At 62.5% G+C, this 12,634-nt stretch carries 14 protein-coding genes and 1 tRNA gene; 8 read left to right on the top strand and 7 right to left on the bottom strand.

The window, feature by feature from the left end:
* Positions 1-49 precede the first annotated feature (49 nt).
* A complete protein-coding gene (tesB, locus tag HMPREF9695_RS22805) occupies positions 50-937 on the bottom strand; it encodes an acyl-CoA thioesterase II (protein WP_006023280.1) in 888 nt (295 codons plus the stop codon).
* A 163-nt stretch (positions 938-1,100) separates the two neighbouring features.
* Between tesB and HMPREF9695_RS22800 the strand changes: the two genes are divergently transcribed.
* Entirely contained in the window at positions 1,101-2,321 is a 1,221-nt protein-coding gene (locus tag HMPREF9695_RS22800) for a ubiquinone biosynthesis hydroxylase (RefSeq protein WP_041713091.1), read from the top strand.
* A gap of 94 nt (positions 2,322-2,415) precedes the next feature.
* Here HMPREF9695_RS22800 and HMPREF9695_RS22795 read toward each other — a convergent pair whose 3' ends face one another.
* The 3 genes from HMPREF9695_RS22795 to infC form a co-directional block, all read right to left on the bottom strand.
* Positions 2,416-2,814 (bottom strand): nuclear transport factor 2 family protein, encoded by a 399-nt coding sequence (locus HMPREF9695_RS22795; protein ID WP_006023277.1) that lies wholly within the window; start codon positions 2,812-2,814, stop codon positions 2,416-2,418.
* Between the two features lie 73 nt (positions 2,815-2,887).
* Entirely contained in the window at positions 2,888-3,088 is a 201-nt protein-coding gene (locus HMPREF9695_RS22790; protein WP_006023276.1) for a Trm112 family protein, read from the bottom strand.
* Positions 3,089-3,234: 146 nt separating this feature from the next.
* On the bottom strand, positions 3,235-3,774 hold the full coding sequence (infC, locus tag HMPREF9695_RS22785; RefSeq protein ID WP_041713089.1) for a translation initiation factor IF-3: 540 nt from the start codon (positions 3,772-3,774) through the stop codon (positions 3,235-3,237).
* Between the two features lie 444 nt (positions 3,775-4,218).
* Between infC and HMPREF9695_RS22780 the strand changes: the two genes are divergently transcribed.
* The gene (locus HMPREF9695_RS22780) at positions 4,219-5,025 is read left to right on the top strand and encodes an alpha/beta hydrolase (protein ID WP_006023273.1); all 807 of its coding nucleotides are present in this window, start codon (positions 4,219-4,221) and stop codon (positions 5,023-5,025) included.
* An 8-nt stretch (positions 5,026-5,033) separates the two neighbouring features.
* On the opposite strand, the gene queG is transcribed toward HMPREF9695_RS22780, so the two are convergent.
* Both queG and HMPREF9695_RS26500 read right to left on the bottom strand, forming a co-directional pair.
* Positions 5,034-6,218: a tRNA epoxyqueuosine(34) reductase QueG gene (gene queG / locus HMPREF9695_RS22775; RefSeq protein ID WP_041713086.1), complete on the bottom strand. Its 1,185-nt coding sequence runs from the start codon at positions 6,216-6,218 to the stop codon at positions 5,034-5,036.
* The gene (locus HMPREF9695_RS26500; RefSeq protein ID WP_006023271.1) at positions 6,167-6,859 is read right to left on the bottom strand and encodes a glutathione S-transferase family protein; all 693 of its coding nucleotides are present in this window, start codon (positions 6,857-6,859) and stop codon (positions 6,167-6,169) included. The genes queG and HMPREF9695_RS26500 overlap by 52 nt, the downstream gene beginning before the upstream one ends.
* A gap of 239 nt (positions 6,860-7,098) precedes the next feature.
* Here HMPREF9695_RS26500 and HMPREF9695_RS22765 point away from each other — a divergent pair, with 239 nt between their 5' ends.
* Entirely contained in the window at positions 7,099-7,905 is an 807-nt protein-coding gene (locus HMPREF9695_RS22765) for an undecaprenyl-diphosphate phosphatase (RefSeq protein WP_006023270.1), read from the top strand.
* A gap of 14 nt (positions 7,906-7,919) precedes the next feature.
* Here the strand turns inward: HMPREF9695_RS22765 and HMPREF9695_RS22760 are convergent, their stop codons facing one another.
* Positions 7,920-8,888: a complex I NDUFA9 subunit family protein gene (locus HMPREF9695_RS22760; protein WP_006023269.1), complete on the bottom strand. Its 969-nt coding sequence runs from the start codon at positions 8,886-8,888 to the stop codon at positions 7,920-7,922.
* A 204-nt stretch (positions 8,889-9,092) separates the two neighbouring features.
* Between HMPREF9695_RS22760 and HMPREF9695_RS22755 the strand changes: the two genes are divergently transcribed.
* The 5 genes from HMPREF9695_RS22755 (at position 9,093) to HMPREF9695_RS22740 (ending at position 12,506) form a co-directional block, all read left to right on the top strand.
* Positions 9,093-9,179, top strand: a tRNA-Leu gene (locus HMPREF9695_RS22755).
* Positions 9,180-9,494: 315 nt separating this feature from the next.
* Positions 9,495-9,980, top strand: a complete 486-nt coding sequence (locus HMPREF9695_RS22750) for a DUF1931 family protein (RefSeq protein ID WP_006023268.1) — start codon at positions 9,495-9,497, stop codon at positions 9,978-9,980.
* 212 nt (positions 9,981-10,192) lie between these two features.
* Positions 10,193-11,206 carry a zinc-binding alcohol dehydrogenase family protein gene (locus HMPREF9695_RS22745; RefSeq protein ID WP_006023267.1) on the top strand — a complete coding sequence of 338 codons (1,014 nt, stop codon included), beginning with the start codon at positions 10,193-10,195 and terminating at the stop codon, positions 11,204-11,206.
* Between the two features lie 143 nt (positions 11,207-11,349).
* Positions 11,350-11,526 carry a hypothetical protein gene (locus HMPREF9695_RS26495; protein ID WP_157224012.1) on the top strand — a complete coding sequence of 59 codons (177 nt, stop codon included), beginning with the start codon at positions 11,350-11,352 and terminating at the stop codon, positions 11,524-11,526.
* A gap of 365 nt (positions 11,527-11,891) precedes the next feature.
* Positions 11,892-12,506, top strand: coding sequence for a ribonuclease D (locus HMPREF9695_RS22740; protein WP_006023265.1), 615 nt, complete (start codon positions 11,892-11,894; stop codon positions 12,504-12,506).
* The last annotated feature ends 128 nt before the right edge of the window (positions 12,507-12,634 follow it).

The following is a 12,634-nucleotide window of genomic DNA, read 5'->3' as shown; positions in this document are numbered from 1 at the left end:
TTTCAGTCAGGCATGATCTGATCCGAGAACCGGTTTCCGCTTTTCGGGATCATGCCTGAACCGGCTTTTCCTTGCGCTCGCGCACCGAGCCTTCCTGCGCGACGGAGGCGACCAGTGTTCCGTCCTGCTTGAAGATCAGCCCGCGCGTCAGGCCGCGGCCGCCCTGCGCGCTCGGAGAGTCCTGGCTGTAGAGCAGCCATTCGTCGGCGCGGAACGGACGGTGAAACCACATCGCGTGATCGAGGCTCGCGGGCATCATGCGCTGATCGAACAGCGTGCGGCCGTAACGCGCCATCACCGCGTCGAGCAGCGAGAAGTCCGACGCATAGGCCAGCGCGCACATGTGCAGCGCCGGATCGTCGGGCAGCTTGGCGACGGTGCGAATCCAGATATGGATGCGGCCGTCGTCGATCTTCTGGCCGAAGTAGCGGCCGAGTTCGACCGGGCGCAATTCAATCGGCCGGTCTGATTCATAGTAGCGGCGGATGAACTCGGGCATCTCCTTGAAAATCGGCTGCTTGGAGACTTCCTCCGCTGTGAGTTTTTCCGGCGGCGGAACGTCCGGCATCTTGTCCTGATGATTGAACGAGCCTTCTTCCTCGGCGTGGAACGACACCATGATCGAGAAGATCGCTCGCCCATGCTGGATCGCGGTGACGCGCCGCGTCGAATAGCTCTTGCCGTCGCGCAGCCGCTCGACCTCGTAGATGATCGGAATCTGCGGATCGCCGGGCAGGATGAAATAGCAATGCAGCGAATGCGGCAGCCGCTTCTCGACATTCTCGACGGTGCGGCAGGCCGCCACCATCGCCTGACCGATCACCTGCCCGCCGAACACGCGCTGCCAGCGCGTCTTGGGGCTCGTGCCGCGAAACATGTTCACTTCGAGCTGTTCGATATCGAGGATCGACAACAGATCAATCAGGCTTTTCGACATTCACGATGTTCCGATCTTCGGCATGCAGACACGACAGGGTGGTTTCCGGTCGCCCGCAAACCCTGATAAACAGCAGCGGGTCCATGTTCCGGTCCCATTCACAGGGCATATTTCCCTTATGGCCGGGTTTGAGGCAAGGGCGGTTGAGAGATACCGGGGTAGCATGTCGTCACAACGAAGTATCGTGATCGGAGGCGGCGCATTCGCCGGTCTGGGGCTGGCGCTGGCGCTGCGGCAGGGCCTTGGCCCCGATATTCCGATCATCGTTGCGGATCCTGCTTTTGCCATGCGGCCGAGCCGCGATCCGCGCGCATCCGCGATCGTTGCCGCCTGCCGGCGGCTGTTCGAGGTGGTCGGCGTCTGGGATCAGGTCGCCGAAAGCGCCCAGCCGATTCTCGACATGGTGGTGACCGACTCGAATCTTGAAGACGCCACGCGGCCTGTGTTTCTGACATTCGGCGGCGAGGTCGAGCCCGGCGAGCCGTTCGCGCATATGGTCGAGAACCGTCACCTGACCAACGCGCTGGCAACACGTGCGGAAGCCCAGGGTGTCGAACTGAGCGCAGTCGCGGTCTCGAGCTACGACTCGAATGCCGAGGGCACCCGCGTCACCCTGAGCGATGGCCGCATCATTGATGCAAGTCTTCTGGTCGCCGCCGACGGCGCGAAATCGAAACTGCGCGAACGCGCCGGCATCGCGACCCACGGCTGGGATTACGATCAGTCCGGCATTGTCGTCACGGTCGGACACGAGCGCGATCATGGCGGCCGCGCCGAGGAACATTTTCTGCCCGCGGGTCCCTTCGCGATTCTTCCGCTGAAGAACAATCGCTCATCGCTGGTCTGGACCGAAAGCCGCCGCGAAGCCGCGCGCATCATCGAACTGCCCGACAATGAATTTCAGGCCGAACTCGAGCGGCGGTTCGGTCTGCATCTCGGCGAGGTGAAGGCGCTCGACAAACCGCGCGCATTTCCGCTCGGCTATTTCGTGGCGCGATCGTTCATCGGCGAGCGGCTCGCGCTGGTCGGTGACGCCGCCCATGTGATTCATCCGATCGCAGGGCAGGGGCTCAACATGGGCCTGAAGGATGCGGCGGCGCTGGCGGAAGTGATCGTCGATGCGGCGCGACTCGGCATCGATCACGGACAGGCCGATGTGCTGGAGCGCTATCAGCGCTGGCGGCGGTTCGACACGGTGGCGATGGGCGTCGCCACCAATTCGCTCAACATGCTGTTCTCGAACAAGTCTGCGCTGCTGCGGACGGTGCGGGATATCGGGCTTGGTCTTGTGGATCGCGTGCCGCCGCTGAAAAGCGCGTTCATCCGGCAGGCGGCGGGATTATCCGGCGAGGTGCCGCGGCTGCTCAAGGGCGAAGCTCTGTAGTTGCGTCATTGCGAGGAGCACTTGCGACGAAGCAATCCAGTTTTCTTTCTGGTTCAAACGTGGATTGCTTCGCTTCGCTCGCAATGACGAAGAATCATCCGGCTGCCGCTTTCGCCAGTTGTTCGCCCATCAGGCGGTGCAGCAGATTGATCGCCTTCAGCGGGCGGACCATCACCTTGAAATGCGTGATCTGACGCCCGTCATCGCTGAACGTGATGATGTCGACGCCATTGATCTTGATGCCTTCGACTTCGTTCTCGAACTCCAGCACCGCGCCGTTCTCGTTGCGCCATTCGCCGAGATACTTGAAGCCGGGGCCGCCGAGCACGGATCCTGCGCTGGCCAGATACTTGAAGGTGATGTCCCGTCCGCGCTGCGGCGTGTGGACGACCGGACTTTCGAATACGGCATCGGGGTGAAGCAGATCCCACAACGCCTTCTCGTCATGAGATTTGATGAAGTCGTGCCAGCGGTCGAGAGCGAAGGGTCGCATCGGGCGTCTCCGGTGTCGTTATGGACAAGGCATCGCTTCAGCCGGCGATGCTCCTAAGTAGCGAAGGCTGCGCTTAGTCAATCCGCCGCGCTTCTTCCGGCAGCATGATCGGAATGCCGTCGCGGATCGGATAGGCGAGCTTCGCGGAGCGCGAGATCAGTTCCTGCCGCGCACTGTCGAACTCCAGCGGGCCCTTGGTCTGCGGGCACACCAGAATTTCCAGCAATTTGGGATCGACACCGCTTTCGGGTCGTTCAGCCGGCGAGGTCGTCATGGGTGGCTCCAGAACTGTACGTGACTTTGCGCAGTGTATCACACCCGCGGCGGGCCGGATCAACTTCTGCGGAAACGAAAACGGCCCGTCGGTCATCCCGGCGGGCCGTCAGCATCCATAACATCGATGCGAAAGTGCAACGTTCGTTAGCGCGGCGCCAGAACCATGACGACCTGACGGCCCTCAAAGCGGGCGTCCTGTTCGACCTTGGCGACATCGGCAACGGCGGCCTTCACCTTGTCGAGCAGCTTGGTGCCGATTTCCTGATGCGCCATTTCACGGCCGCGATAGCGCAGCGTGATCTTGACCTTGTCGCCTTCCTCGAAGAACCGCAGCATCGCGCGCATCTTCACGTCGTAATCGTGATCGTCGATCATCGGGCGGAGCTTGATCTCCTTGATCTCGACGACCTTCTGCTTCTTGCGGGCTTCGGCGGCTTTCTTCTGCGCGGAATACTTGTATTTCCCGTAGTCCATGATCTTGCAAACGGGAGGATTGGTATTCGGCGAAATCTCCACGAGATCCATGCCGGCTTCCATCGCCATCTTCACCGCGACCGCCGTTTCGACGGTGCCATGGTTGACGCCGGTCTGGTCGATCAGCTGAATGGTGAGATTGCGGATTTCATCGTTGGTGCGCGGCCCGTCTTTTGCTGCGGCGGGCGGGGCTCTGTTGGGACGGCGAATGGGTAGTCTCCGATGTTGTTAAAGAAGCAATCATTTTGAAGGATTAAGGCCTGCCGGGCAAGCACGACAACGCCGCGGGGCGCATTTTCCGAAGCGTTGCCGCAGGACATCGGGATCGGCCATAAAACCGTAAAATGCCTGACAAATAACCGGCCCGGCGCTCTCCGCAGCCCGCTTCACATAGAGGTATGGCGTCCGGTTCGCAAGCGCGCTCAGACACCTGTGCGTTGACGGAACGCGTCGTCGGCCTCCATAACAGGCAGTGGAGCGGATTTGACATTCGCGGCAACCCAGCCCGCAGTTCGCATCGCGAGTGTTAAATCTAAAGCTCCACTAGAGACTTAGTAATCCCCCAGCGGTCCCTTGATTCTAACATTCGCAAGCCTGCCCGGTGAAATGGGATGCGAATGTTGGAATCGGACCACTGGGACGGGGCAAAATTTCATGACGCAGACATCCAACGGTTCCGCTGTGCCGGAGCTTGGTTTCATCGACGTGGGCGATGCCGGCGCGACGCGGCGCATCGCGGTTCGCCGGCGCCCCGGCGCCCTGCCGGGCGTGTTCTGGCTCGGCGGCTTCAATTCCGACATGAAGGGAACCAAGGCGCAGGCGCTCGATGAATGGGCTGCCGAATACGGCCGCGCCTGTGTGCGGTTCGATTATTCCGGTCATGGCGAATCTTCAGGCTCGTTCGCTGAAGGCACCATCGGACGATGGCACGAAGAGAGCCTCGAAGTGTTCGATGCCTTTTGCGAAGGCCCGCAGATCGTGGTCGGCTCGTCCATGGGCGGCTGGATGGCGCTGCTGCTGGCGCGCGCGCTGGCCAAGCGCCGCGGAACGGCCTCACGGGCGACGCTCGCGGGGCTGGTGTTGATCGCGCCGGCGCCGGACTTCACGGAAGATCTGATGTGGAAAGGTTTCTCCCAGGAAATCCGCGACCAGATCATGACCAAGGGCGTGTGGCACCGGCCCTCCGACTACGGCGAGCCATATCCGATCACCCGCAACCTGATCGAAGAGGGCCGCAACCACCTGCTGCTCGGCGGTACCATCGATGTCGGATGCCCGGTTCGTATTCTGCAGGGCGCGCAGGACCCGGACGTGCCGTGGCGTCACGCCTTCGCGCTGACCCATTGCCTGCCCAGCGACGATGTGGTGCTGACGCTGGTTCAGGATGGCGACCATCGCCTGTCCCGGCCGCAGGACATCGCGCGCATGCTGAGTGCTGTGAGCGAATTGTCGAACGGATAGGCGTGCCATCAGGCCAGAGCGGCGGCCCACTCGCTTCGCACATGTTCATCGGCATCATGCGACCGCGCGGCGAGTTGGGAAAATTCCTCGCGCGGCAGCAGGCGTGACAGCGCCCACACCGCGGCGCCGCGCACCAGCGGACTCTCGTCGTCAAGCAGACGGCGGGCTTCGGTCCCCAGCGACGTATCGTTGCTGTTGCCGATTGCGGTCAGCACATTGCGCAAAAATCTGTCGCGGCCGATTCTCTTCACCGGCGATTTCGTGAACATCGCGCGGAACGATGCATCGTCGAGTTTCGCCAGCTCGGCCAGCGCCGGCCCGCGCAGTTCATCGCGCGCGGCGAGTTTTGCCTCGTGGCCTTCCTGCGCGAACTTGTTCCATGGGCACACGCTCAGGCAATCGTCGCAGCCGTAGATGCGGTTGCCGATCGCTTCACGGTATTCGTGCGGGATCGCGCCTTTATGCTCGATGGTGAGATACGAAATGCATTTGCGCGCATCGAGGCGATACGGTGCGGGAAATGCGTTGGTCGGGCAGATATCGAGACAGGCCCGGCACGATCCGCAGTGATCGATATCAGTAGCGTCGCGCGGCAGATCGAGCGTGGTGAAGATGGCGCCGAGAAACAGCCACGAGCCGTACTCGCGCGACACGAGATTGGTGTGCTTGCCCTGCCAGCCGAGGCCGGCGGCCTGCGCCAGCGGCTTTTCCATCACCGCGGCGGTGTCGACGAACACCTTCACGTCACCGCCGGCGTGGGCGATCAGCCAGCGCGCCAGCGTCTTGAGGCGCTTCTTGATCAGGTCGTGATAGTCGTCGCCGCGCGCATAGACTGAAATCGCGCCGCGGGTCTTCTGGCCGAGCAGCGCCAGCGGATTTTCATCCGGCCCGTAATTCATCCCGAGCATGATGACCGAGCGCACGTCGCTCCACAGCACGCGCGGACTGGCGCGGCGTGCCGGCTCATTCGCGAGCCACTCCATGTCGCCGTGCGACCCGGCATCGAGAAAGGTCTGCAACCGCTCGCGCGCGCCTGCGATCGCGTCGGGATCGGTGATGCCGATGGTGCCGAAACCGATGGTGCGGGCTTCTTCAGTCAGCGCGGCCTTGATCGCGACCGCGTCCACGGCGTGCGCCGTTGTCAGAAGTCGAGATCGATGTAGTGCGCCGACGCCGGGACGCCCGCCATCCACTCGTTCAGCAGTGGACGGAACGACGGGCGGGATTTGATCCGCACGTACCACGCCTTGGCTGCGTCGTCCTCGTTCCATGGCACATCGCCCAGATAGTCGATCGCCGACAGATGCGCGGCGGCGGCAAGGTCGGCAAATGTCAGTTGATCGCCGGCGAGAAAATTCCGCGTCCGTGCCAGCCAGCCGATATAGGCCAGATGATAGCGCACATTTGCCTTTGCCGCGCGCAGAACATCGGTGGATGGCGCGCCGCCGCCGTGCTCAGGCTTCATGAACCGCTTGTAGACGCGCTCCGTCACCAGCGGCCCGCTGGCCTCTTCGAAAAACTTGTCGTTGAACCACGACATCAGACGCCGCACCTCGATGCGGTCGTTCATGGCCCGCGGCAGCAAACGGTGATCGCCCAGCGGGGCGCCATGGATCTCGTCGAGAAATTCGGCAACCAGGCCCGGCCCCGGCATCGCGGGCGTGCCTTCGGCAATCAGAACCGGTGTGTCGCCTGCCGGATTGAGCGCGAGAAAGGCTTCGCGGCGATCCCAGACCAGTTCCTCCACAAGCCGCGTGTCGAGCCCGTGTTCGCCGAGAGCAAGGCGCACGAAACGGGACCGCGGACAAAACGGATGATGGAACAGCGTGAACATGAAGCTTTTGATAGTCCGGTTAGGTTTAACAAAGGGTCTCGAAGGGAGGTTAACGCGTCAGTGGCCGCGGAAACGGATTACGAACTTCGGACAGTGAGTACTCGGTGCCGAAGCCTGATAAGCAGGCAAAAGGCCATTTGCCAATCCTCAATTTCACGGATTTGCCGTTGCGGCAACACGACGAATGGGCGACAAGAACGCGGGTTGAGGAACCCTCCATCAGTTCGGATTGTCCCCAGATGTTAGCTGATCTTTTGAAGGCCCTCGTTCTCGGTATCGTCGAGGGCGTGACCGAATTCCTTCCCGTCTCGTCCACAGGACATTTGCTGCTTGTGGAACGATTCATGGATCTGGATCGGGATAATTTCTGGAAGACCTTCGCGGTGATGATCCAGCTCGGCGCGATCCTCGCGATCCTGGTGATCTATTTCGGCAGGCTGTGGCGCGTGGCGCTCGGCATGTTTTCCGATCCGGCGGCGCGGCGGTTCGTCATCGGCGTGTTGCTGGCGTTTTTTCCCGCGGTGGTTCTCGGGCTGATTTTCGGAAGTTTCATCAAGAGCGTGCTGTTCAACCCCTGGGTTGTCTGCTTCACGCTGATCGCCGGTGGCGCTGTGCTGCTGTGGGTCGATCAGCAGGATTTCAAACCGCGCTATCACGACGCAATGGCGTTCTCGCTGCCGATGTATCTCGGCATCGGCGTCGCCCAGTGCGCGGCGATGATTCCCGGTGTGTCGCGCTCGGGCGCGTCGATCGTCGCGGCGATGCTGTTCGGCGCGGACAAGCGTTCGGCCGCGGAGTTCTCGTTCTTTCTCGCGATCCCGACCATGGTCGGCGCGTTTGTCTATGATTTTTACAAGAACCGCGCTGACATGACGATGGATCACGGGTTGATCATCGCAGTCGGTTTCGTGGTGTCGTTCATCACGGCGATCATCGTGGTGAAGACATTCCTGGACTATGTCACCCGCCACGGCTTCGCGCTGTTTGCATGGTGGCGCGTGATCGTCGGCTCGCTCGGCCTGATCGCGCTGGCGCTCGGGAAGTAATTCGCCCGAGCCCTTCACGCGTCCTTGTGCGCGAACTGTCCCGTTTTACGGTAGCGCCAGAGATAGGACGGCGCGACGGCTTCGAGCGAGTCGGGTGTCACGCCCAGGCCCTCGAGCGTCAGCCCCGCGGCCTTCGCAGCTTCCGACACGACATTGTCGCTGCGCAGCAGTTCGACCTGATCCGGCGTCAGCTTCATGTCGCCCGGCGCAAATTGCAGGAAGAACGCCTGGAACTTGGCGAGCGCGAACGGCAGCGACACCAGCATGGTATCGCGATAGGTGATCTTCACGATGTCCTCGATGACTTCGCGCATCGTCATCACTTCGGGCCCGCCGAGTTCATAGGTCGCGCCCGGCCTGGTCTTGCCGTCGACCGCATCGGCGACGGCATTGGCAACGTCGCCGACATAGACCGGCTGCAATTTGGTCAGCCCGCCCCCGATCAGCGGCAGCACCGGCGAGATGCGGGCGAGGCCGGCAAAGCGATTGGTGAACTGATCTTCGGGGCCGAACACGACCGAGGGCCGCAGAATCGTTGCTGACGGCGCAGCCGCAAGCACCGCGGCTTCGCCTGCGGCCTTGGCGCGCGCATAGCGCGAGGTTGAATTCGCATCCGCGCCGATTGCCGAGATATGCACCACGCGTGCACCGATCTCGCTCGCCGCGCGCGCCACGGCCTCTGCGCCCTTGGCCTGGACCGCTTCGAAGGTCTGCGCGCCGCTCTCGGACAGAATGCCGACCAGGTTAACGATCACGCTTGCGCCGCGCGCGGCGGCCTGCACCGAGGCCGGATAACGCAGGTTGGCCTGGACGGCGTGAATCTGGCCGACTCTGCCCAGCGGCTGCAGGTGGCCGGCCAATTCCGGCCGCCGGACCCCGACCCGGATGCGATAATCCCGTTTGGCAAGCGCCCGGATCACATGCCGGCCGAGAAAACCCGATCCTCCGAAGACCGTGACAAGCGTATCGATGGGGGCTGACATGGGCTGGTTCCTGCGCAAATAAACGAAGCGGGACGGCGGCCCCGCCGATTTCCGCGATACGCCATCATCCTCGCGCTGTACAGGCCATTCCGGTGGCTTCATGGCGTTTTCGAGCGACGCGGCGGCCGGTTCGCGTCAACGAAACGCACCAGGACGACGGCAATTTGACAAGCGCGCGCCCTGTCCTTAGTAACCGCACCCAATGCCCAGGTGGCGGAATTGGTAGACGCGCTGGCTTCAGGTGCCAGTGGCTTAACGGCCGTGAAGGTTCGAGTCCTTTCCTGGGCACCACTCGCTCTCAAGCGATCGAAATCTCGATTGCATAGGGTCATTGGTCCGCTAACCGGTACACAAAACCGGGACACGGTAACCGGGACCTGTCGCATCGCGCATCTGCAAGGACTCCGACTCCTCCTTGTGGAATTTCAGAACGCGGACCCCCTCAGACGTTTTGGGCAGGCTGGACACTGACCGGGTGTTGCTTGTGTTCGAGCGGTGGATGGGCAGTCCGGGGTTTCAAGCAAACGTCCGGATCGGAGACGAAAAAACCCCGCGCATATGATGCCTGTCAATGTGACTGGCGGCGAAAAAGGGGAAATGTGCCGGATGATCGCACAACTTCCCTCTGACAAGATGCCGCCGCCGCGCCCCGAAGGCGTGCGGCAGTTCCAGCGACTGTTTCGCGAGGCAGCTGGTCTCAACTTGGACAAGGCTGACCTCAAGCGCTACGAGGAGTTCATCGATCACAGGATTTATCGGCTGTTACTGCGCGCCGAGGCCAACGCCAAAGCTGGCAGCGACGTCCTGATCGAGCCCTGGGATCTCCCGATCACTGCGGGGCTCCAGGAATGCATCGAGCAATTTCGAAAAATGGATGAAACGATAGAGCTGGCGCCGATTCTCGACCGCCTCGCTCATCGGCCGCCGCTGCAATACAGCTATAGCGACGAGACAGAAGCAATGCTGCCGGACATTGCCGGAGGACTTGGCATCGCGCTCGCAAGAGCATTGAAGATCATCGAGCCGGATCTGAAAAATCCGCAGACCAGGCAGTGGGAACTTGGCTCGCGGATCTTCGAGCTGCTGCTTTAGCGGCGCACCGAATTCTGCTGGCGTTCGCGCATCGGTATCGGGTTCATCTGACGGGTGATCGGATTTATCGATCTCGGCAGGGTGGTGTCTCAGTTTGAATTTTGAGGACCTGACGGAGGGTCGCTTTCGCGCGCCCGGTCCGAACTGGCGCACCTGCATCCCGGCGAGGCGCGCGTGAGCGAGCCCGGCGTTCTCTATCGAAGGAGAGAGTCATGAAAGCCGTCGGATACTACGCGCCGGGGCCCATCGACCGGCCGGACTCGCTCGTCGACATGGAGCTGCCGACGCCGACGCCCCGCCCGCGCGATCTGCTGGTCCGCGTCAAGGCGGTGTCGGTCAACCCGATCGACACGAAAGTCCGCTCAAGCGCCGCCCCGGCGCAGGGCGAAGCCAGGGTGCTCGGCTGGGACGCCTCCGGCGTGGTGGAGGCGGTCGGCGATCAGGTGACCCTGTTCCGGCCCGGCGACGAGGTGTTCTATGCCGGCGCGCTCCAGCGGCCGGGGACTAACGCAGAGCTCCACGCCGTCGACGAGCGGATCGTCGGGCCCAAGCCGCGATCGCTCGACTGGGATGCGGCCGCGGCGGTGCCGCTCACCGCGCTGACCGCCTGGGAGCTGCTGTTTGACCGCATGCGCGCGCCCTATGGTGAGAAGACGACCGGCGGCGTGCTGCTGGTCATCGGCGGCGCCGGCGGCGTGGGCTCCATCCTGATCCAGCTCGCCCGGCTCCTGACCGGCCTGACCGTCGTCGCCACCGCCTCGCGGCCCGAAACGATCGCGTGGGTCCGCACCATGGGCGCGCACCACGTCATCAACCACCGCAAGCCGCTGAATGACGAACTCGCGGCGATCGGCGTCGGAAAGGCCGACTATGTCGCGAGCCTCACCGCCAGCGACCGGCATCTGCTGGCAATCGCCGAACTGATCGCGCCAGAGGGCGTCATGGGCCTGATCGACGATCCCACGACGTTCGACATCATGCCCTTGAAGCGCAAGAGCGTGACCGTGTGCTGGGAGCTCATGTACACCCGCTCGATGTTCGAGACCCCCGACATGGTTGCGCAGCACCGCATCCTCGAAGAGGTGAGCGCGCTGGTCGACTCGGGCTTGCTGCGCACGACGATGACCCGGAGCGCGGGGCCGATCAACGCGGCCAACCTCAAGAAGCTGCACGCCCTCCTCGAAAGCGGCGAGGCGATCGGAAAGGCCGTGCTCGCGGGCTTCTGAGACGCAAAGCCGGTTATGACTCGTCCTTGCTCTGTGGCGCTGACGAGATTGTCCTGAGGGCTCAGGTCGATGCAGTCGCAGCGCGCCTGTTATGGCGTCCCGCCATACTTGGATGAATCATTATAGGAAACGGGAGCTTCGCCGTGGCCGATCCGGTAACCACCCGGCACGGAATCGTCACGATAGAGGTGCACGCCGCCTGGGGTAACGAAGGCCGGCACGGCAGCCTGGCTGGACCGAAAGACGTGCTGCGATTTGGCGTGATGATGCGCTCGTGTGGCGGCGTTGCCAGAGGTGCACAGAACGATCAAAACGAATAAGGCTAAACCTGAACGCATTGTATTTCTCCAATCGTTGACCCAGCCCACACACGGTATTTTGGGGCGCACCGTCCGGTGGCGTCCTCAGTGCCGTGAATATCTGGTGATCGGGAGACTGCGGTAAAGCTCACGCCAGGCGATGCAGCAAGATCGGCGCGTTCCGCAGCAAGGCCGGCAAAACGTGTTCCCTGGCCGGAGCGGCGCATGCACGTCTTTGACCAACTGGGACAGGTCGGCGACCGCCGAGGATCGGCGGGCGCGGTTAAGCGGAGCAAATTGGGCCCGTCCTCCCCCTCGTCGGCAAGGGATTTGGGCGGTAGTTTAGGCCCGTCGATTCGACCCATCTGCAAAGGTTTTTACAGACCATGACCATCCGCCTGCATCGCGGCGACTTGCCGGATCTTTCGCGCTACACGCAGTCGGTGGCGATCGACACCGAGACGCTGGGGCTTAATCCGCATCGCGACCGGCTGTGCGTGATCCAGTTGTCGAACGGCGACGGCACCGCGGACGTGGTGCAGATACCCGCCGGTCATACCGATGCGCCAAATCTGAAAAAGCTGCTCGGCGATCCGAAGGTCACCAAGATTTTCCATTTCGCGCGGTTCGATCTCGCCGTGCTGTTTCATGCGTTCGGCGTGATGCCGGAGCCGGTCTACTGCACCAAGATCGTCTCGCGTCTGGTCCGCACCTACACCGACCGCCATGGGCTGAAGGATCTGGTGCGCGAGGTGCTCGGTGTCGATCTGTCGAAGCAGCAGCAGTCGAGCGACTGGGGTGCGGCGTCACTGACCGATGCGCAGCTTGCCTATGCGGCGTCCGACGTGCTGCATCTTCATGCGTTGCGCGAGAAGCTCGACGCGATGCTGGCGCGTGAGAACCGCGAGGCGCTTGCCGCCGCCTGCTTCCAGTTTCTGCCCACGCGCGCGCGGCTCGACCTCCAGGGCTGGGAAAACGACGATATCTTCGCGCATTCATAATCTGGCCTTTTGCAGCTTAATCTCGCCATTTGCAGCGAAGTTTGCCCGGTTTCCGTCACTTTTTTGCTCTTTGCCAAGTGCTTGGTAAGGCGGGACAAATGCCGGGCTGCAAAAAGGCGCGTCATTGC

The organism is Afipia broomeae ATCC 49717, assembly GCF_000314675.2.
Lineage (GTDB): Bacteria > Pseudomonadota > Alphaproteobacteria > Rhizobiales > Xanthobacteraceae > Afipia > Afipia broomeae.
This window is presented reverse-complemented; position numbering and strand designations above follow the sequence as displayed.

What these genes read in the sequence shown, in the direction of transcription:
- tesB (WP_006023280.1), bottom strand. Translation starts at nt 937, where the DNA reads ATGTCGAAAAGCCTGATTGATCTGTTGTCGATCCTCGATATCGAACAG.
- HMPREF9695_RS22800 (WP_041713091.1), top strand. Translation starts at nt 1,101, where the DNA reads ATGTCGTCACAACGAAGTATCGTGATCGGAGGCGGCGCATTCGCCGGT.
- HMPREF9695_RS22795 (WP_006023277.1), bottom strand. Translation starts at nt 2,814, where the DNA reads ATGCGACCCTTCGCTCTCGACCGCTGGCACGACTTCATCAAATCTCAT.
- HMPREF9695_RS22790 (WP_006023276.1), bottom strand. Translation starts at nt 3,088, where the DNA reads ATGACGACCTCGCCGGCTGAACGACCCGAAAGCGGTGTCGATCCCAAA.
- HMPREF9695_RS22780 (WP_006023273.1), top strand. Translation starts at nt 4,219, where the DNA reads ATGACGCAGACATCCAACGGTTCCGCTGTGCCGGAGCTTGGTTTCATC.
- HMPREF9695_RS26500 (WP_006023271.1), bottom strand. Translation starts at nt 6,859, where the DNA reads ATGTTCACGCTGTTCCATCATCCGTTTTGTCCGCGGTCCCGTTTCGTG.
- HMPREF9695_RS22765 (WP_006023270.1), top strand. Translation starts at nt 7,099, where the DNA reads ATGTTAGCTGATCTTTTGAAGGCCCTCGTTCTCGGTATCGTCGAGGGC.
- HMPREF9695_RS22760 (WP_006023269.1), bottom strand. Translation starts at nt 8,888, where the DNA reads ATGTCAGCCCCCATCGATACGCTTGTCACGGTCTTCGGAGGATCGGGT.
- HMPREF9695_RS22750 (WP_006023268.1), top strand. Translation starts at nt 9,495, where the DNA reads ATGATCGCACAACTTCCCTCTGACAAGATGCCGCCGCCGCGCCCCGAA.
- HMPREF9695_RS22745 (WP_006023267.1), top strand. Translation starts at nt 10,193, where the DNA reads ATGAAAGCCGTCGGATACTACGCGCCGGGGCCCATCGACCGGCCGGAC.
- HMPREF9695_RS22740 (WP_006023265.1), top strand. Translation starts at nt 11,892, where the DNA reads ATGACCATCCGCCTGCATCGCGGCGACTTGCCGGATCTTTCGCGCTAC.